This window comes from Noviluteimonas caseinilytica, assembly GCF_018406605.1.
Taxonomy (GTDB): Bacteria; Pseudomonadota; Gammaproteobacteria; order Xanthomonadales; family Xanthomonadaceae; genus Noviluteimonas; species Noviluteimonas caseinilytica.
Genome location: NZ_AP024545.1, coordinates 1,264,035 through 1,281,254 on the forward strand (window position 1 = coordinate 1,264,035; position 17,220 = coordinate 1,281,254).

Consider the following 17,220-nt stretch of genomic DNA (forward strand, 5'->3'; position numbering starts at 1 on the left):
TGTAGGGGAAGCGCGGGGCCGAATGTCGGGGGACGTTCGGCCCCTTTTTTTGTCTGCGATTTGCCTGGCACCAGGCGCGATGCGCGCAGGGCCGCCTTGCGCGTTGGGTGGCCGACGCCCCGCGAGGTGCGGAACAGGGGGGATCCGTGGGTCCCCGAGGGGCGTCGACATGGGCGGCCTGCCGCGGCTTGCGTCGCAAAGCGACGTAGCCGGTCACTCGGGGCCTACTGTGCGACTGTCTTCCCCCGGGTGCAACCCTCCTGCGTCACTCTTCCTTGCCTTCGGTCCGGATCTTTGCGCGTTCGGTGCGACCTTCGGCCGCATTGCCCTGGCTGCGCGGCGTCGGGAACGACTGCGGGGTCGGGAACGACTGCGGCGCCGGGAAGGACGGCGGCGGGGGCGGCGGGGAGACACCGATGTTCGGCCCGGTCACGCCCGGCGGGCGATATGGGCGATAGCCGTGGTTCGGGCGCGGCTGGCGCGGGACGTAGCGTTGCTGCGGGTAGTAGTGGTTCGGACCCGTGTATCCGGAGGGGTAGCCATAAGGCCCGTACACGTAGGGCCCGTGGTAGTAGCGCGGACCGACGTAGTGGCGCGAATGACGATAGGGATCCCAGGCGCCGTAGTACCCGCCGTAGCCGTAGCCATAGGCGCCGTAACCGTAGCCGTAGCCATACGGGCTGTAGCTGCCGTAGACGCCGCTGGGCGTGTGGTAGCGGTATTCCACGCGCGGGTCGCCGTAGTAGTAGTCGCCGCTGCCGTTGCCGGACTGGTAGGTGTAGGCCCCCGCGCAGCCGCCGAGGAATAGGGCGGCCGCGAGCGGCAGGATTCTCTGGATGGTCATGTCGATCCCCTGTTCGTGGACGGAGGTTCCGCCCGGGGCGTTGAATCCGTGCTTAATTTTTCCCGGCAACGCCGTTGTACTCCCTGCTTCGTGTGATCAGCGTTTAGCATTCGGAGCCATGAACCCCCCAGCCCAGACCTTGCCGGCGTTCGGCGACGTCCTCGCCGCCGCGGCGCGGATCGTGCCGTTCGCCAGTGTCACCCCGGTGCTGCGTTCGCGCACCCTGGACACGCTGATCGGCGCGGAAGTCCACTGGAAGGCCGAACACCTGCAACGTGGCGGCGCCTTCAAGTTCCGCGGCGCGTGCAATGCGGTGTGGTCGCTGACCGACGAACAGGCCGCGCGCGGCGTGGTCACGCATTCCTCCGGCAACCATGGCGCGGCACTCGCGCTGGCCGCGCGTTCGCGCGGGATCGCGTGCCACGTGGTCGTGCCCGAGGGCGCGGTGCTGTCGAAATTGGTCGCGATCGAAGCCTACGGCGCCACGTTGCACCACTGCGCCGCGACGATCGCCGCGCGCGAAGCCGCCTGCGCCGCCGTGCAGCGCGACACCGGCGCGGTCCTCGTGCATCCGTACACCGATCCGCGCGTGATCGCCGGCCAGGGCACCGCCGCGCTCGAACTGCTCAACCAGTGCGACGGCGCGCTCGACGCGGTGATCGTGCCCGTCGGTGGCGGCGGTCTTGCGTCCGGCACCGCGCTCGCCTTGCGCGCGATGGCGCCGCAGTCGATGTTGTTCCTCGCCGAGCCCGCGGGCGCGGCGGAAACCGCGGCGTCGCTTGCCGCGGGACATCGCGTCGTCGATTTCACCCCGGACACCATCTGCGATGGCCTGCGCGGCACGCTCGGCGAACCGAACTTCGCGTTGCTGCAGGCGCATGCACCGCAGGTGCTGGTCGTCGACGACGCCGCGACGATCGACGCGATGCGCCTGTTGTGGACGCGGTTGAAGCAAGTCGTCGAACCTTCGTCGGCCACCGTGCTCGCTGCGCTGCTGCAACATCGGCAACGGCTGCAGGGCCTGCGCGTCGGCGCCATCCTCTCGGGCGGCAACGTCGACCTGGCTGCCGCCGCGACGTGGTTCGCGAGCCGCGCGTGAACGACGCCGGCCACCCGGATCCGCACGCGCGCGCGCTCACCACGCTGCGCGCGTATTACGAAGCGCTCAACCGGCACGACCCCGCCGGTGCGGTGGCGATGCTTGCCGAAGACGTGGTGCACGAGCTCAACCAGGGCCCGCGCGAAGTCGGCAAGGCCGCGTTCCGCGAATTCCTGCAGCGCATGGAGTACTGCTACCTCGAGCAGCTGGTGGACATCCGCCTGCTCGCCTCGGCCGACGGCACGCACGCGGCCGCCGAATACACGGTCGTCGGCGAATACATCGCGGACGACATCGGCATGCCACCCGCGAACAGCCAGCGTTATCGGATGCCGGGCGCCGCGTTCTTCGCACTGCGCGACGGACGCATCCAGCGGGTCAGCGACCACTACAACCTGCAAGAATGGTTCTCCCAGATCGCGCAGGGTTGAACCGGGTGACCGATATTCGCAACGCCGTGCTGGGCAGGCCCGCCATCTGGATCGCGGCCATCGCGCTCGTGCTCGGGTTGTTGTTCCTCGGCCAGCGCGGCATCTGGGATCCGGACGAAGGCCGCTACACCAACGTCGCGCTCAACATGCTCGACAGCGGCGACTGGCTCAATCCACGTCGCAACGAAGAAGTCGGGCACTGGACCAAGCCACCGCTCACGTACTGGGCGATCGCATCCAGCGTTGCGGTGTTCGGTCCGAACCCCTGGGCCGCGCGCCTGCCGTCGGCGGTGTCGTTCCTGTTGTGCGCGTGGCTGGTGTGGCGCATGGGACGCCGCATCGCACCCGGCAGCGAAGCGCCGGCCGCGCTCGCGTACGCGACGATGTTGCTGCCGATCGGTGCAGCGGGGCTGATCACCACCGATTTCATCCTCGCGGCGTGTTCGACGCTGGCGATCCATGGGTTCGTGCAGGCGCGCTTCGGCAGCGCGCATCCACGCTGGTGGCTGGCGACGATGTGGGCGGGCTTCGCGCTCGCGTTCCTCACGAAGGGCCCGCCTGCGCTGCTGCCGATGCTCGCGTTGCTGGCGTACGACCTGGTGATGCCGGGGCGGCAGATGCATCGCCTGTTCCAGTGGTCGGGCCTGCTGGTGTTCGCGTTGCTGGCGCTGCCCTGGTATGTCGCGGTGGTGCTCAACAATCCGGGGTTGTTCCATTACTTCATCGGCGATGAAGTGGTGAATCGCGTCACCACCAACGAATTCGCGCGCCACGGCGAATGGTACGGATGGGCCGCGATCTACGTGCCGACGCTGCTGGTGGGCACGCTGCCGTGGACGATGACGTTGCTGCGCTGGGCGCGCACGCTGCCCGCGAGCGTGCGGCGCTGGTGGCGCGAGCCGCAAGCGCGCGCCACCGATGCGCCGTGGTTGCTGCTGGCGTTGTGGGTGCTGGTGCCGCTGCTCGTGTTCTGCATCGCGCGTTCGCGCATGCCGCTGTACATCCTGCCGCTGTTCGCGCCGCTGGCGTTGCTGGTCGGGATGCAGCGCACGCGCGAAGGCCGGCCGCTGCCGCGCCTGCGCTGGATCGGGGCGTGGGTGGTGCTGTTGCTGGGCGTGCAGTTCGCCGCCGGGCTGTGGCCCACGCACAAGGATGCGGCGAAGTGGGCCGATGCCATCCGCGAACGCAACGGCGGGCCGGTGCACGAAGTGGTGTTCGTCGAAGACATGGCGCGCTACGGGATGCACCTGCACCTGGGCACGGGCACGCACATCGAGAAGATCGCGCTCGCGCCGCTGCCGCAGTCGCCGTTCAACCGCGTCTACGACGAACTGCTGGAGCAGGAACTGGCCGAGCACGAGGCGGGCTCGGTCTGGATCTGCAAGCTTGCCACGTGGCCGGCCATCCGCGCCCGCATCGAAGCGGCCGGGTACGTGGTGGACCCGCTGCCGCCGTACCGGGACCGCGCGGTGTTCCGCGTGCACCCGCCGGCCGGCTGAGGATCACGGCGACGCGAGGCACCGGGGCCGCGGGCTGGGCGACAATAGGCGTCCCACGCCGCCCCCGAGACCACGCCGATGGTTGATACGCCCCGCTCCGTTCCTTCCATCTCGCTGACCCGCCACCTCATCGAGGAAGAGCGCGCCGGCCACATCCAGGCCGACCTGCGCCTGCTGATCGAAGTCGTCGCGCGTGCGTGCAAGTCGATCTCGGTATCCGTCGCCAAGGGCGCGCTCGGTGGCGTGCTCGGCGAAGCCGGCAGCGGCAACATCCAGGGCGAGGCGCAGAAGAAGCTCGACGTCATCGCCAACGACGTGCTGCTCGAAGCCAATGCATGGGGCGGCCATCTCGCCGCGTGTGCGTCGGAAGAGATGGACCACTGCCAGCCGATCCCGGACGTCTATCCGCGCGGCGCGTACCTGTTGCTGTTCGATCCCCTCGACGGCAGCAGCAACATCGACGTCAACGTGTCGGTGGGCACCATCTTCTCGGTGCTGCGTTGCCCGGACGGCGTGACGCAGCCGGAAGACGTGCACTTCCTGCAGCCCGGCACCGCGCAGGTCGCGGCCGGCTACTGCATCTACGGGCCGAGCACGATGCTCGTGCTGACGATCGGCCACGGCACGCATGCGTTCACGCTGGATCGCGAGCAGGGGTCGTTCGTGCTCACCACGCGCGACATGCGCGTGCCGGCGGCGACGAAGGAATTCGCGATCAACATGTCGAACCAGCGCCACTGGGAAGCGCCGATGCAGGACTACGTGCGCGACCTGCTCGCGGGCGAGACCGGCCCGCGCGGCAAGAACTTCAACATGCGCTGGATCGCCAGCATGGTCGCCGACGTCCATCGCATCCTCACGCGCGGCGGCATCTTCATCTATCCGTGGGATCGCAAGGATCCGTCGAAGGCCGGCAAGCTGCGGCTGATGTACGAAGCCAACCCGATGAGCCTCCTGATCGAACAGGCCGGAGGCGCCGCCACCGACGGCCGCACGCGTTTGCTGGATGTCGCGCCCACGCACCTGCACCAGCGCGTGCCGGTGTTCCTGGGCTCGCGCGAGGAAGTGGAAGCGGCGACGCAGTACCATCGCGCGCACGACGCCAAGGGCGCGCCCGCGGTCGCGTGACCTCGGCGGCTAGTCTTCCAGCCACTGCCCCTTGAGGCGCCGCATGTCTTCGACGAAGCGTGCGAAGTCCACGGGTTTCTGCAGGTAACTGTCGACGCCGGACGCGAAGCTGGTGTCGATGTCGAAGGGTTCGCCGCTGCTGCTCAGCGCGACCACCGGAAGGTCGCGGAAGGCGTCTTCCGCGCGGATGGCCTGCATCACGTCGCGGCCGTCCAGCTTGGGCAGGTTGAGGTCCAGCAACACGAGCGCGGGCTTCAGTGTGCGATCGCGGCCGGCATGCACGCCGCGCGCGAACAGCCAGTCGAGCGCCAGCGCGCCGTCGTGCACGACCACCAGCGGATGCACGATGCCGGCTTCGTCGAACGCCAGGCGCGTGAGTTCGATGTCGTCGAGGTTGTCTTCGACGAGCAGCACGGGTGCGAGCGTCACGACGCGTCTCCATCGGGCAGCCACGCCTGCACGTGCACGCCACCGTTCGGCACGCCTTCGAGCGCGAGCGTGCCGCCGTGCCGCGCGAGGATGCGGCGCGCGATGGCGAGGCCGAGGCCGGCGCCGTTCGGAAAATCGGCGGCGTGCAAGCGCTGGAACGGCTCGCCGAGCTTCCCCGCGTGCTGCATGTCGAAGCCGATGCCCGCGTCGCGGATGTGCAGGCGCATGCCGTCCGGCGTGCGTTCGCCGTCGATGCGCAAGGCGACGGGGGCGTCTGGGCGCGCGTAGGTCCACGCGTTGTGGAGCAGTTCGTGCAGCGCGGTCTTCAGCAGGCGTTCGTCGCCGATCGCCTGCAGGCCGGGGGCGATCGCGATGTCGGCGTCGCGCGCGGGCCTGGCGTCGCGCAGTTCGGCGACGCACCAGTCGGCGAGCAATGTCAGGTCGACGGGCGCACGTTGCATCGGGGCGCTGCCGGCATTGAGGTAGGCCTGCAGGCGCGCGGTGAGCCGCGCGATGCGCGCGCCGGCGTCGCGCACGCGGCGCAGGTGGTCGCGCGCGGTGTCGTCCAATGCGTCGCCGCTGCGTTGTTCGACCAGGTACGCGAAGCTGTCGATGGTGCGCAGCGGTGCACGCAGGTCGTGCGACAGGCCCAGCGCGAGCGTGGCGTGTTCGGCGCGCAGGGCGGCGCATTCGGCTTCGAGCGCGCGCACGCGGTCGGCGAGCGCGGCGTCGGTGAAGGCATCGGTTTGCGGCGGAAGGTGCGAAGTCACGGTGGGGGCCGGCGACGACGAAGGCCCGAGTGTACGCAACCGGCGCGCGGCCGGGGTGGCCTCAGAACAATTCGGCCTGCGGCGACGGCTTGCGCGGCGGGACGAAGTGGCTGGCATCCAGGGGCGGCAGGCGCCCGAACCCGAGCCGCGCATGCGCCTTGCGGAAACGCTGCTGGAGCAGCTGGGCGAACGGACCTTCGCCGCGCATGCGCGTGCCGAACCGACTGTCGTAGTCCTTGCCGCCACGCATCTGGCGGATCAGGCTCATCACGTGCGCGGCGCGCTCGGGATAGTGCAGCTCGAGCCATTCGCGCCACACGTCCTTGAGCTCGTGCGGCAGGCGCAGCAGCGTGTAGCCCGCGGCGCCGGCGCCGTGATCCTTCGCGGCTTCGAGGATGTGTTCGAGTTCGTGGTCCGTGATCATCGGAATGACGGGCGCCACCATGACGCCGACCGGCACGCCGGCCTCGTGCAGCGCACGCATCGCGCGCAGCTTGCCGTGCGGTGCGGTGGCGCGCGGTTCCATCTTCGATGCCAGGTGGTTGTCGAGCGTTGTGATCGAGAAGTACACGCTGACGAGGCGGTCCTTCGCCATGCGGGCGAGCAGGTCGACGTCGCGTTCGATCAGGCCGCTCTTGGTGACGAAGCTGACGGGGTGTTTCGTTTCGGCGAGCACTTCCAGGACATCGCGCGTGATGTGGTAGCGGCGCTCGATGGGCTGGTAGGCATCGGTGTTGATGCCGAGGGCCATCGGTTCGGCGACGTAACCGGGTTTGGCGAGTTCCGCGCGCAGGCGTTCGACGGCGTTGGTCTTCGCGTAGAGCTTCGTTTCGAAATCGAGGCCGGGCGAGAGATCCAGGTACGCATGCGAGGGACGCGCGAAGCAGTACACGCATCCGTGCTCGCAGCCGCGATAGGGATTGAGCGAGACGTTGAAGCCGACGTCAGGCGAGTCGTTGCGCGTGACGATGGAGCGCGCGCGTTCTTCGGTGACGTGCGTGGCGGGGTGCGGCGGCAGCGCATCGCTGCCGTCGATCGATTCGTCGTACACCGATCCCCAGCCATCGTCCTCGCCGGTACGGGTCGTTTTCTCGAACCGTCCCGCCACCCGCGAGGCCGCACCCCGGCCCTTGATCGGCGCGGTTGCCTTGCGCGCGTCGTCCACGGCGCTAGGGTACGCTCGCGCGGTCGCAACGCGTGCGACACGCCTGAACCTTTCATGCTCGCCACCCTCGTCGCTGCCTGGCACTGGCTGCTCGCGATCCCGAACCTCGGCGTCTACCTGACGGTGGGCTGGGCGGCGTACCTCGTGGGCCTGGGCAGCTGGATCGTGCTGCAGAAACGCGAGCCGGCGGCGACGATGAGCTGGCTGCTGGGCCTGGCGCTGCTGCCGTACGTGGGCTTCATCATCTACCACTACCTCGGGCCGCAGCGGATCACGCGGCACCGGATCCGGCGCGCGCGCAGCCGTGCGCCGAAGCTGTCGGCGACGACGCCGGGCGACCTCATCGCGCGCGAGTTGTCGCGCCTGGGCGTGTCGACCACCAGCCTGCCGCCGACCACCGCGACCGACGTGCGCCTGCTGCTCGATGGTGGTGCGAAGTACACCGCGCTGCTGGAGGACGTCGCGAAGGCGCAGCATTCGATCGATGTCGAGTACTACATTTTCCTGGCCGATCGCACCGGCACGGCGCTGCGCGATGCCTTGATCGAACGCGCTGCTGCAGGCGTGCAGGTGCGCTTGCTGCTGGATGCGGTGGGCTCGGCGAAGACGAAGTCGCGCTTCTTCGACCCGCTGCTCGAAGCGGGCGGGCAGTTCTCGTGGTTCCATCCGATGCGGCTCGGGCGGTTCTGGCGCCGGCCGTGGCTCAACATGCGCACGCATCGCAAGATCGTCGTGATCGACGGATGCATCGGCTACACGGGTGGCATCAACGTCACCGACGAAGAGGACGAGCGCCTGCGCAGCGATGCGTATCGCGACGTGCACGTGCGCGTCGAAGGCGAAGTGACGCGCGCGCTGCAGGCGGTGTTCGTAGAAGACTGGGCGTATGCCACCGGGCATCCGCCGGTGATGCCGCCGGCGCCGGCGTTCGCGACGGGCGACTATCCGGTGCAGGTGGTGGCCTCGGGCCCGGATTCGCCGTGGGAGGCGATCCACCGGTTGCACGTGGGCGCGATCCATTCCGCGCAGCGCCGCGTGTGGCTGACCACGCCGTATTTCGTGCCGGGCGAGGCAGCGATGATGGCGCTGACCTCCGCGGCGCTGGGCGGTCTGGACGTGCGCTTGCTCGTGCCGAAGATGAGCGATTCGAAGCTGGTGACCTACGCGGCGCGGTCGTATTTCGACGACCTGCTGGCCGCGGGCGTGCGCGTGTACGAATACGGCCCGCGCCTGCTCCACAGCAAGACGCTGCTGGTCGACGACACGCTGGCCATCATCGGCAGCGCCAATTTCGACCACCGCAGTTTCCGGCTCAACTTCGAGGTGTCGCTGCTGTTCCACGACGCGCGGGTGGCCTCGGAACTGGAACGGGTGATCGAACTGGATTTCGCCCTGGCGCCCCGCGTGCGCGACGACCGGGCGCGTCCGTTATGGCGGTCACGATTGCCGGAAGCGCTCGCCCGGCTGGTGTCGCCCCTGCTGTGAGCGGCGTAAACTCCGACCCGTCCAGACGAGGGGTCACCACATGCATTGGCTGATGTTGGCGTTGGCGATCGGGGCCATGGCGGTCGCTGCCACGACGAGCTCCGGCGTGCTGATGGGCGTGTGCCTGCTGGCCGCGCTGCTGCTGATGGTCGCGTGGGTGCTGGGCCTGTACGCGGCGCGCGCCGGCGCCCGCAGCCGCGACGACATCGCGATGATCGATCCGGTCGAACTGCGCCGACTGCGCGAGCAGGCCGAAGCGCGCAAGGCCGCCGCCTCGCAGGCCGAGCCGCCCGCGTCGTGAGTTCCGCGGCGCGGTAAGCTCCGCGCCATGCCGACCCAGCTGAGCGTCAACGTCAACAAGATTGCGGTGCTGCGCAATTCGCGCGGCGGCGACGAGCCGGATGTCGTGCGTGCGGCCAGCACGTGCCTGGATGCGGGCGCACACGGGATCACGGTGCATCCGCGGCCCGATGCGCGGCACATCCGCGCAGAAGACGTCTACGCGCTCGCGGTGCTCACGCAATCGCGCGGCGTGGAATTCAATCTCGAAGGCAATCCGTTCGCGCCGCCGCGCGTGGGATATCCGGGGTTCGCGGCCTTGTGCGGCGATGTCCGCCCGGCGCAGGCGACGTTGGTGCCGGATTCGGACGGGCAGATCACGTCGGACCACGGGTTCGATTTTTCAGGCGACCTGGGCGCGTTGCGCGAACGCGTCGCGGAGCTGCGTGCGTTGGGATGTCGCGTGAGTTTGTTCGTCGATGCGGGATGCCCGGACGTGGAGCGCGCCGCTGAAGTCGGCGCGCAGCGCATCGAGTTGTATACGGGGCCGTTCGCGGCGGCGCATGCGGGCGGCGATGCGCGCGCGGCGATCGCGTTGTGCGCGGAAACGGCGCGGCGTGCGCAGGCCGTGGGGCTTGGCGTCAATGCCGGGCATGACTTGAGCCAAGGGAATCTCGCGGCGTTCCTGCAGGGCGTGCCGGACGTGCTCGAGGTGTCGATCGGGCACGCGCTGATCGGCGATGCCTTGTATGCCGGGCTGGATGCGACAGTGCGACGTTACCTGGAAGCGATCGCGCACGGGTGAGGCGCGTGCGCTTGTGCGACACGGGATTCCGTCGCGCGCACAAAAAAAGACGCCGCCTTGCGGCGGCGTCGAAACCAGATAGGTAAAGCGTATGCGTCTGTGTTTGGTGCGTCAGCCCTTCTGCACGAAACCGATCTTGATCATGCCCGCGTTCTTCGCGGAGGCCAGGACCTTGGCCAGCACGCCGTAATCGGCGTCCGGGCTCGTATCGATTTCAAGCTGCGGCTGGTTGGTGGGGTCGCGATTCACTTCGACCTCCATCAGGTTTTCGAGCGCCGAGATCGGCTGCGCCGCTTCGTTCCAGAACACCTGGCCCGAAGCGTCGATGCGCAGGGCGATCGGCGGCGGCGGTTCCTTGGTCTGCGGCGGCGGGTTGGTCGACTTCTGCGGGAGGTCGATGTCGATCGGGTACGACAACGTGGGCGCCGTCACCATGAAGATGATCAGCAGCACCAGCATCACGTCGACGAGCGGCGTGACGTTGATATCGGCCATCGGGCCACCGCCGCCACCGGAACTAAATGCCATGTCTTATTCCTCCCGGCTCACTGCCGTTCTTTCTCGGCGACGAAGCCGACCTTGCGCATGCCCTGGTTCTGGGCGATCTGCACGATTTCCTGCACCACGCGGTACTTCGTGGTCCGGTCGCCGCGCACGTTGATGGGCGGCTGCGGGGTCTTCTGGGCCTCGACCGAGAGCTTGCTCTCGACCTGGTCCTTCGTGGTCGGCTGATCGTTCCAGTACAGGTTGCCGGCCTCCGTCACCGTGATGGTGATCGGCTGCACGACAATCGGCTTGGTCTCGATGTTGTTGAGCGTCGCCTTGGGCAACTCCACCTTGACCTTATGCGACATCAAGGGCGCGGTGATCATGAAGATGATCAGCAGCACCAACATGACGTCCACGAGGGGCGTCACATTGATTTCGGCCATGGGGCCGCCGCTTTCGTTGCCAGAACTGAAGGCCATGGGCGTACTCCGTCAGGTTGCTCGACTGCTCAGCGCTTGACCGGGATTTCGCCGACGCGCGCGCCGGTGGCGAAGAAGTCGTGCAGGTCATGCGCGAACGTGTCGAACTTGCTGTTCGTGACGCGGTTGAGGCGCACGAAGAAGTTGTACGCGAGCACCGCCGGGATGGCGACGAACAGACCGACGGCGGTCATGATCAGCGCTTCACCCACGGGGCCGGCGACCGCGTCGATCGACGCCTGGCCGGTGGCACCGATCTTGATCAGCGCGCCGTAGATGCCCCACACGGTACCGAGCAGGCCGACGAACGGCGCGGTCGAACCGACGGTGGCGAGCACGGTCAGGCCGTTCTCGAGGCGCGAGGATTCGCGGGTCACGCCCTGGCGCAGCGCGCGGTCAACGAACTCCGAGCGGTTCAGCGACTCGACGAGGCGCGAACCTTCGTGACGCTGGTGGTGCGCGGCGGCCTGGGCAGCGTCGAGCGCGATCTTCGAGAACGGTTCGCTCTTGTTCTGCTCTTCCATGAAGCGGATCGCGTCCTGCGCGTTCGGGGTTTCCCAGAACGTGGTGACGACACGATCGGCGCTGCCACGCAGGCGGACGTTCTTGATGAGGTTGATCACGATCCAGTACCACGACATCGCGGACATGATCACGAGGGTGGTGGCCACGACCAGCTGGACGACGTAGTCACCCGGATGCGCAAGCATCTCGCGGGCCAGATGGTCGACGCCCATCTGCTTGAGCGCGTCGGCGTTGCTTCCGGTCGCAGCAACGGCGTTGGTGGTTTCCTGCAGCATGACGCTTACCTTCTGTCTGGAAAGAATGGAATTACGAGGGGAGCAAAGTTACTTGAGGTCCAGCGGCAACACACCCGAGCCAGGAGCGCCCGGGCACAACTTGATACGGCGGGCCCAGCTCTGTGCGGCACGGTCCACGTTGCGGTCGCGACTGCTCTGCTGGACTTCGGCGCTGGTGACGGTGCCGTCGGCCTGGAAGGCCAGCAGCAGCTTCATCGAACCCTGGATCCGCGCACGGCCGACTGCGGCCTGCAACGGTGCCAGCGGGGGCATCACGCAGATGCTCGCACGCAAGTCGCTCGAATCGCGTGCAGGACCTGCGGGCGCGGCCGGCGGCGCGGGCGGCGCCGGCGGCGGGGCCTGCACGTCGACCGGCGAGGGCTCGTCGAACACGACCGGCGGCTCTTCCGGCGGCGGCGGCAACGGGCTCGGCTTCGGCACGGTCTGCGGCTTGAGCTGGATCGTCTTGGGCGGTTCCGGCGGCGGCGGCGGCGGCGGCGGGGGCGGCGGCGGCGGCTTGATGAAGTTGACCAGGGTCACTTCCTCCTCCTCCACCTGGGCGCCCGGGGGGGCCACCGGCATGAGCAGCAGCATCAGCGCCGCCACATGCAGTGCGATCACGAAAGAGATGCCGGCAATGCGAGGCCAGTTGAGGGACTGGCGGTCGCTCTTGTCGGTATGCGGCGAGTGTTCCGTCATGCGCGAGGCTCGGGGGTGAGGGCCCGACGCCATGGTCGCGCCGGATTGCAATGCAGGCCGTCACGTAGGCGGCCGCGGGAATTTCCAAGGATATACCAACTCCGCGGGCTGACACCAATGCCAAACCCGCGGTCTGTGATGGTGCTCATCCGCCGAGGATTTCCTTGGCTTCCTGCGGTTTCTGGACACCCTTGGAGAGCGCAGCCTGAGCAGCAGCCTTCGCTTCGGCCGTCTTGCCCTGGTCGCGGAGGATCTTCGCCATGTTGAGATCGGCCTCGCCATCCTTCGCCATCGACGCGGCTTTCTTGTAGAAACCGATCGCGTCGCTGTCGCTGCCTTTGTAATAAGCGTTCTGGCCCAGGACCATGTAATCCTTCGCCAATTCCGGGCCCGGCGTGAGGATGCCCTTGGCCTGGCCTTCTTCCATCACGGCCTGCGCATCCTTGAAGCGCTCGGCGTTCAAGTAGCCCACGTACAGCGCGCGGATTTCCTTCGCGTCGGTGAGCATGCCCTTCTTGTACGCGCCTTCGAGCAACGCGTTCGCCTTGTCGAACTGGTTCGCCTGCTGGTACGTGGCGACGGCGTTCATCAGCGCCTTCTTGTCGTTCGGATTCTTCGCCAACTGGTCTTCGTACGCCTTCACCGCGTCATCGGTACGGCCGAGGTTGGCGAGGATGCCGGCGCGCATCTGCTGCAGTTCCGGCTTGTCCGACTTGGTTTCCGCCGAGAAGCGATCGAGCGTGGCGAGCGCGGCGTCGTACTGCTTGAGCTGGTACTGCTCGACCGCCAGGTTGTACATCACCTGGTAGTGGCTGTTGTTCTCGAGGCCGTTGGCGTCGAGCGACTTCTTGAAGTAGTCGGCGGCCTTCGCGTCGTCGTGCATGTCGGCGGCGGTGGCGGCGGCGAGCTGCCACGAGAAGGACTTCTCGTACGCATTGGCGTCGGCCGCGTTGGCGATCTGGTCGGCCTTCGCGAGCACGGCGGCGTGGTCTTCCTTCGCGTAAAGGTCCTGCAATTCCTGCAGGGCCTTGAGGTTCTTGCCCTTCGCCTTCGCTTCCGGCGACTGGCGCGTGGCGTTGGGATACATCTGGGCTTCGGCTGCAGCTTCCTTCTTCGATTCCTTGGCCTTGCCCAGTTCCTGCATGCGCTTTTCGCGCTGCTCGCGCATGGTCGGCGCGGCGGCGCCGCTGTTCTGCGCAAACACGGGGGCGACGAAGGAAGCGGCGAGGAAAACACCAGCCGCGATGACGAGCGGACGATGGCGGAAGGATCGGGTCATGGCGAAAACCTCATGCGGCAGCGACGCTGCTGGTGGGGGCGCAAGGCCGGGGGGGCGTCACGCTAGCAGAAAGCCGTCGCGGAGTTACAGCACCATGCCCGCGACGGGGGTGGAAAGATTCACCCGCAGGCGGGACGACGTCCTGCCGCGCGGGCTTGTTCGAACACGGGCATCAACGACGCAGCGCGTTGCTGCAACTCGCGGATGCGGCTTTCGGGGTTCGGGTGCGTCGACAGCCACTGCGGCGGTCGTTGGCCATTGGTGGCCGCAATCATGTTCTGCCACAGCGCGATGGCGCCGCGAGGATCGAAGCCCGCCTGCGCCATGAGTTGCTGGCCGACGATGTCGGCTTCCGATTCCTGTTCGCGCGAACCCGGCAACAGGAAGCCCGTCTGCGCGAGCACGCTGCCGCCCTGCATCGCGGCGTTGCCTGCGCCTTCGCCGTAACGGGAACCTAACAATGCGCCGACGAGTTGCACCGCACCTTGCGCGCCCATCTGGCGCGTGATGCGTTCGTCGTGGTGGCGCGAGACGACGTGGCCGATCTCGTGCGCGATGACGGCCGACAACTGATCCTGGTCGCGCGCGACGGTGAAGATGCCGGTGTACACGCCCACCTTGCCGCCGGGCAGCGCGAAGGCATTGGGTTCCGGATCGACGAACACCGCGCTTTCCCAACCGCCCTGCCAGTTCGGCGGAAGCTGGCGCGTGATCGTGGAAACGACGCACTGCACGTAGCGCACCTGGCGTGCGTCGGTGCTCTGCCGTTTCTGCTGTTTCACCTCATTGAAGGCCTGCGCGCCGAGCTCGTTGAGCTGCTCCTGCGAGACGCCGCCGACGTACTGGGTGCGCCCGGTGGGCGAGGTCGTGGTGGCGCAGGCGACGACGGAGATCGCGATGGCACCGGCGAGGACGGCAAGCTTCAGGCGCTGCGGCATGGGCGTCGGGGACTCCGTTCCAGTGTGGGATGCGGAGCTTAATAGGCCAACGGGCCTGAAGTCGGTGTCAAACCGCCGCTTCGACAGCGGCCCCGTTGGGGGGCCGGTCAGGTCGGGGCCACTTGCGGGCCCCGGTTCGAGCGATCACACGTCGAGGTTGGCGACCTTCAACGCGTTGTCTTCGATGAACTCGCGACGCGGTTCGACAACGTCGCCCATGAGCGTCGAGAAGATCTGGTCCGCGGCGACGGCGTCCTCGATGCGCACCTGCAGGAGGCGACGCGTTTCCGGATTGACCGTCGTGTCCCACAACTGCTCGGGATTCATTTCGCCGAGGCCCTTGAAGCGCTGGATCTGGCGACCCTTTTTCGCTTCGTCCATCAGCCATGCCTGCGCATCGGCGAAGCGCGCGATCGGTTGCGCGCGATTGCCACGCACGATCTGCGCGCCGTCGCGCACCAGGCCGTGCAGCATTGTCGCGGCTTCGCGCACCGAACGCAGCTCGCCGGTTTCGAACGCGGCGACGGGGAGGATCTGCACCAGCTCTTCGCCCATGTGCATGCGACGCATGACGAGCGCGGCCGGACGCGCTTCGGTGGCGCCGTGCACTTCGAGGCGATAGCGCGGTTTGCCCAGGCCACCCTTGTTGAGGCGCTGTTCGAGCGCGTCGAGCTGCGGGCGCAGCGCGTCCGGATCGGCGAGTTGCGCGGCATCCAGCGGCACGAAATCGATCAGCGATTCCAGCAGCGCGGACTCGTAGCGATGCGCGTTGCGGGAGATCGCATCGCGCGCGCCGGCGTAGGCAAGCAGCAACTTCTCGAGGCCTGCGCCGTCGATCGGCGGTTCGCCGTCGGCGGGGATGAGCGTTGCGCCGTCGACCGCGTTGTTCGCCAGGTAGACGTCGAGCGCCGCATCGTCCTTCAGGTACAACTCGTTCTTGCCCTGCTTGATCTTGTACAGCGGCGGCAGGCCGATGTAGATGTGGCCGCGCTCGATCAGCTCCGGCATCTGTCGATAGAAGAACGTCAGCAGCAGCGTGCGGATGTGCGAGCCGTCCACGTCGGCGTCGGTCATCAGGATGATGCGGTGGTAGCGCAGCTTGTCCGGGTTGTATTCGTCCTTGCCGATGCCGGTGCCGAGCGCGGTGATCAGCGTGCCGACTTCCGCGCTGGCGAGCATGCGGTCGAAGCGCGCGCGTTCCACGTTGAGGATCTTGCCCTTCAGCGGGAGGATCGCCTGGGTCTTGCGGTTGCGGCCCTGCTTCGCCGAGCCACCCGCCGAGTCACCCTCGACGATGAAGAGTTCGGAGAGCGCGGGATCCTTTTCCTGGCAGTCGGCGAGCTTGCCGGGCAGGCCGGCGATATCGAGCGCGCCCTTGCGGCGCGTCAGGTCGCGGGCCTTTCGGGCGGCTTCGCGGGCGCGGGCGGCGTCGACGATCTTGCCGGCGATGGCGCGGGCCTCGTTGGGGTGTTCCTGCAGGAACTCCTCCAAACGTGCACCGAACGTGCTCTCAACGACGGGGCGAACCTCGGACGAGACCAGCTTCTCCTTGGTCTGCGACGAGAAGCTGGGATCCGGCACTTTCACCGACAGCACGGCGATCATGCCTTCGCGCATGTCGTCGCCCGACAGCGTGATCTTGGCCTGCTTGGCGATGCCGTTCTGTTCGATGTAGTTCGACAGCGTGCGCGTGAGTGCGGCACGGAAGCCGATGAGATGCGTGCCGCCATCCTTCTGCGGGATGTTGTTGGTGAAGCAGAACATCGTTTCCTGGTACGAGTCCGTCCACTGCAGCGCGACGTCCACCGTGATGCCGTTCATTTCGCCGGACACGGAGATCACGTTGGGGTGCAACGGCGTCTTGAGCTGCGCCAGGTGCTCGACGAAGGAGCGGATGCCGCCCTCGTACTCGAACACGTCGCGCTTGCCCTCGCTGCCGTCCTCGCGCACGCGCAGGTCGGTCAGCGTGATGCGCACGCCGGAGTTGAGGAACGACAGTTCGCGCAGGCGCTTGGCCAGGATGTCGTAGTGGAATTCGACGTCGGTGAAGATCGCGCTGGCCGGCTTGAAGCGCAGCAGCGTGCCGCGCTTGGGCGAGGCCTCGAGTTGCTTCAGCGGATACAGCGATTCGCCGAGTGCGTATTCCTGCTGGTAGTGGTGGCCGTCGCGCCAGATGTCGAGCCACAGGTGCTCGGACAGCGCGTTGACGACCGACACGCCCACGCCGTGCAAGCCGCCCGACACCTTGTAACTGTTGTCGTCGAACTTGCCGCCCGCGTGCAGCACGGTGAGGATCACTTCCGCCGCGGAAATGCCCTCTTCCTTGTGGATGTCCACGGGAATGCCGCGCCCGTTGTCTGACACCGACACGGAGTTGTCTTCGTGCAGCGTGACGTTGACTTCCGTCGCGTGGCCGGCGAGCGCTTCGTCGATCGAGTTGTCGACGACCTCGAACACCATGTGGTGCAGGCCGGTGCCGTCGTGCACGTCGCCGATGTACATGCCGGGACGCTTGCGAACGGCCTCGAGGCCGCGCAGGACGGTGATTTTGCTGGAGTCGTACGTGCTGTTCGGAACGCTGGGCATTTCGCCCGCATCGTGC

At 67.5% G+C, this 17,220-nt stretch carries 18 protein-coding genes; 7 read left to right on the top strand and 11 right to left on the bottom strand.

Annotation, left to right across the window (positions count from 1 at the left end):
- Window positions 1-265: 265 nt before the first annotated feature.
- Window positions 266-844, bottom strand: coding sequence for a hypothetical protein (locus tag LYSCAS_RS06205; RefSeq protein ID WP_213436768.1), 579 nt, complete (start codon window positions 842-844; stop codon window positions 266-268).
- Window positions 845-962: 118 nt separating this feature from the next.
- Between LYSCAS_RS06205 and LYSCAS_RS06210 the strand changes: the two genes are divergently transcribed.
- The 4 genes from LYSCAS_RS06210 to LYSCAS_RS06225 all read left to right on the top strand — a co-directional run bounded on the left by LYSCAS_RS06210 (window position 963) and on the right by LYSCAS_RS06225 (window position 5,001).
- On the top strand, window positions 963-1,943 hold the full coding sequence (locus tag LYSCAS_RS06210; protein WP_213436770.1) for a threonine/serine dehydratase: 981 nt from the start codon (window positions 963-965) through the stop codon (window positions 1,941-1,943).
- Window positions 1,940-2,374: a ketosteroid isomerase-related protein gene (locus LYSCAS_RS06215; protein WP_213436772.1), complete on the top strand. Its 435-nt coding sequence runs from the start codon at window positions 1,940-1,942 to the stop codon at window positions 2,372-2,374. Before LYSCAS_RS06210 ends, LYSCAS_RS06215 begins: the two co-directional genes overlap by 4 nt.
- Window positions 2,375-2,379: 5 nt before the next feature.
- Entirely contained in the window at window positions 2,380-3,873 is a 1,494-nt protein-coding gene (locus LYSCAS_RS06220; RefSeq protein WP_244858690.1) for an ArnT family glycosyltransferase, read from the top strand.
- A gap of 78 nt (window positions 3,874-3,951) precedes the next feature.
- The gene (locus tag LYSCAS_RS06225; protein WP_213436776.1) at window positions 3,952-5,001 is read left to right on the top strand and encodes a class 1 fructose-bisphosphatase; all 1,050 of its coding nucleotides are present in this window, start codon (window positions 3,952-3,954) and stop codon (window positions 4,999-5,001) included.
- A 9-nt stretch (window positions 5,002-5,010) separates the two neighbouring features.
- Here LYSCAS_RS06225 and LYSCAS_RS06230 read toward each other — a convergent pair whose 3' ends face one another.
- From LYSCAS_RS06230 to LYSCAS_RS06240, 3 genes are all read right to left on the bottom strand, one after another.
- Entirely contained in the window at window positions 5,011-5,430 is a 420-nt protein-coding gene (locus LYSCAS_RS06230) for a response regulator (RefSeq protein ID WP_213436778.1), read from the bottom strand.
- The gene (locus LYSCAS_RS06235) at window positions 5,427-6,200 is read right to left on the bottom strand and encodes a sensor histidine kinase (RefSeq protein ID WP_213436780.1); all 774 of its coding nucleotides are present in this window, start codon (window positions 6,198-6,200) and stop codon (window positions 5,427-5,429) included. Before LYSCAS_RS06235 ends, LYSCAS_RS06230 begins: the two co-directional genes overlap by 4 nt.
- Before the next feature lie 61 nt (window positions 6,201-6,261).
- The gene (locus LYSCAS_RS06240; RefSeq protein WP_213436782.1) at window positions 6,262-7,365 is read right to left on the bottom strand and encodes a PA0069 family radical SAM protein; all 1,104 of its coding nucleotides are present in this window, start codon (window positions 7,363-7,365) and stop codon (window positions 6,262-6,264) included.
- A 54-nt stretch (window positions 7,366-7,419) separates the two neighbouring features.
- On the opposite strand from LYSCAS_RS06240, the gene cls reads away from it, so the two are divergent.
- Genes cls through LYSCAS_RS06255 form a run of 3 tightly spaced genes read left to right on the top strand, consistent with a single transcriptional unit; the run spans window position 7,420 to window position 9,934 of the window.
- Window positions 7,420-8,850: a cardiolipin synthase gene (cls, locus tag LYSCAS_RS06245; RefSeq protein WP_213436784.1), complete on the top strand. Its 1,431-nt coding sequence runs from the start codon at window positions 7,420-7,422 to the stop codon at window positions 8,848-8,850.
- A gap of 40 nt (window positions 8,851-8,890) precedes the next feature.
- Window positions 8,891-9,151 carry a hypothetical protein gene (locus tag LYSCAS_RS06250; protein WP_213436786.1) on the top strand — a complete coding sequence of 87 codons (261 nt, stop codon included), beginning with the start codon at window positions 8,891-8,893 and terminating at the stop codon, window positions 9,149-9,151.
- A gap of 27 nt (window positions 9,152-9,178) precedes the next feature.
- Window positions 9,179-9,934 (top strand): pyridoxine 5'-phosphate synthase, encoded by a 756-nt coding sequence (locus tag LYSCAS_RS06255; RefSeq protein ID WP_213436788.1) that lies wholly within the window; start codon window positions 9,179-9,181, stop codon window positions 9,932-9,934.
- 111 nt (window positions 9,935-10,045) lie between these two features.
- On the opposite strand, the gene LYSCAS_RS06260 is transcribed toward LYSCAS_RS06255, so the two are convergent.
- The 7 genes from LYSCAS_RS06260 to gyrB form a co-directional block, all read right to left on the bottom strand.
- Window positions 10,046-10,462: an ExbD/TolR family protein gene (locus LYSCAS_RS06260; protein ID WP_213436790.1), complete on the bottom strand. Its 417-nt coding sequence runs from the start codon at window positions 10,460-10,462 to the stop codon at window positions 10,046-10,048.
- Between the two features lie 17 nt (window positions 10,463-10,479).
- Window positions 10,480-10,902, bottom strand: a complete 423-nt coding sequence (locus LYSCAS_RS06265) for an ExbD/TolR family protein (RefSeq protein ID WP_213436792.1) — start codon at window positions 10,900-10,902, stop codon at window positions 10,480-10,482.
- A gap of 29 nt (window positions 10,903-10,931) precedes the next feature.
- Window positions 10,932-11,702, bottom strand: coding sequence for a MotA/TolQ/ExbB proton channel family protein (locus tag LYSCAS_RS06270; RefSeq protein WP_213436794.1), 771 nt, complete (start codon window positions 11,700-11,702; stop codon window positions 10,932-10,934).
- A gap of 48 nt (window positions 11,703-11,750) precedes the next feature.
- Window positions 11,751-12,323, bottom strand: coding sequence for an energy transducer TonB family protein (locus tag LYSCAS_RS16075; protein ID WP_213436797.1), 573 nt, complete (start codon window positions 12,321-12,323; stop codon window positions 11,751-11,753).
- A gap of 223 nt (window positions 12,324-12,546) precedes the next feature.
- Window positions 12,547-13,680, bottom strand: coding sequence for a tetratricopeptide repeat protein (locus LYSCAS_RS06280; protein ID WP_213436799.1), 1,134 nt, complete (start codon window positions 13,678-13,680; stop codon window positions 12,547-12,549).
- A gap of 119 nt (window positions 13,681-13,799) precedes the next feature.
- Window positions 13,800-14,606 carry a M48 family metallopeptidase gene (locus LYSCAS_RS06285; RefSeq protein ID WP_407075175.1) on the bottom strand — a complete coding sequence of 269 codons (807 nt, stop codon included), beginning with the start codon at window positions 14,604-14,606 and terminating at the stop codon, window positions 13,800-13,802.
- Between the two features lie 156 nt (window positions 14,607-14,762).
- Complete coding sequence (gyrB, locus tag LYSCAS_RS06290) at window positions 14,763-17,204, bottom strand: DNA topoisomerase (ATP-hydrolyzing) subunit B (protein WP_407075176.1); 2,442 nt, start codon at window positions 17,202-17,204, stop codon at window positions 14,763-14,765.
- Window positions 17,205-17,220 lie beyond the last annotated feature (16 nt).

Coding starts and splice junctions, on each gene's coding strand:
- LYSCAS_RS06205 (WP_213436768.1), bottom strand. CDS start 844: ATGACCATCCAGAGAATCCTGCCGCTCGCGGCCGCCCTATTCCTCGGC.
- LYSCAS_RS06210 (WP_213436770.1), top strand. CDS start 963: ATGAACCCCCCAGCCCAGACCTTGCCGGCGTTCGGCGACGTCCTCGCC.
- LYSCAS_RS06225 (WP_213436776.1), top strand. CDS start 3,952: ATGGTTGATACGCCCCGCTCCGTTCCTTCCATCTCGCTGACCCGCCAC.
- cls (WP_213436784.1), top strand. CDS start 7,420: ATGCTCGCCACCCTCGTCGCTGCCTGGCACTGGCTGCTCGCGATCCCG.
- LYSCAS_RS06250 (WP_213436786.1), top strand. CDS start 8,891: ATGCATTGGCTGATGTTGGCGTTGGCGATCGGGGCCATGGCGGTCGCT.
- LYSCAS_RS06255 (WP_213436788.1), top strand. CDS start 9,179: ATGCCGACCCAGCTGAGCGTCAACGTCAACAAGATTGCGGTGCTGCGC.
- LYSCAS_RS06260 (WP_213436790.1), bottom strand. CDS start 10,462: ATGGCATTTAGTTCCGGTGGCGGCGGTGGCCCGATGGCCGATATCAAC.
- LYSCAS_RS06265 (WP_213436792.1), bottom strand. CDS start 10,902: ATGGCCTTCAGTTCTGGCAACGAAAGCGGCGGCCCCATGGCCGAAATC.
- LYSCAS_RS06270 (WP_213436794.1), bottom strand. CDS start 11,702: ATGCTGCAGGAAACCACCAACGCCGTTGCTGCGACCGGAAGCAACGCC.
- LYSCAS_RS06280 (WP_213436799.1), bottom strand. CDS start 13,680: ATGACCCGATCCTTCCGCCATCGTCCGCTCGTCATCGCGGCTGGTGTT.
- gyrB (WP_407075176.1), bottom strand. CDS start 17,204: ATGCCCAGCGTTCCGAACAGCACGTACGACTCCAGCAAAATCACCGTC.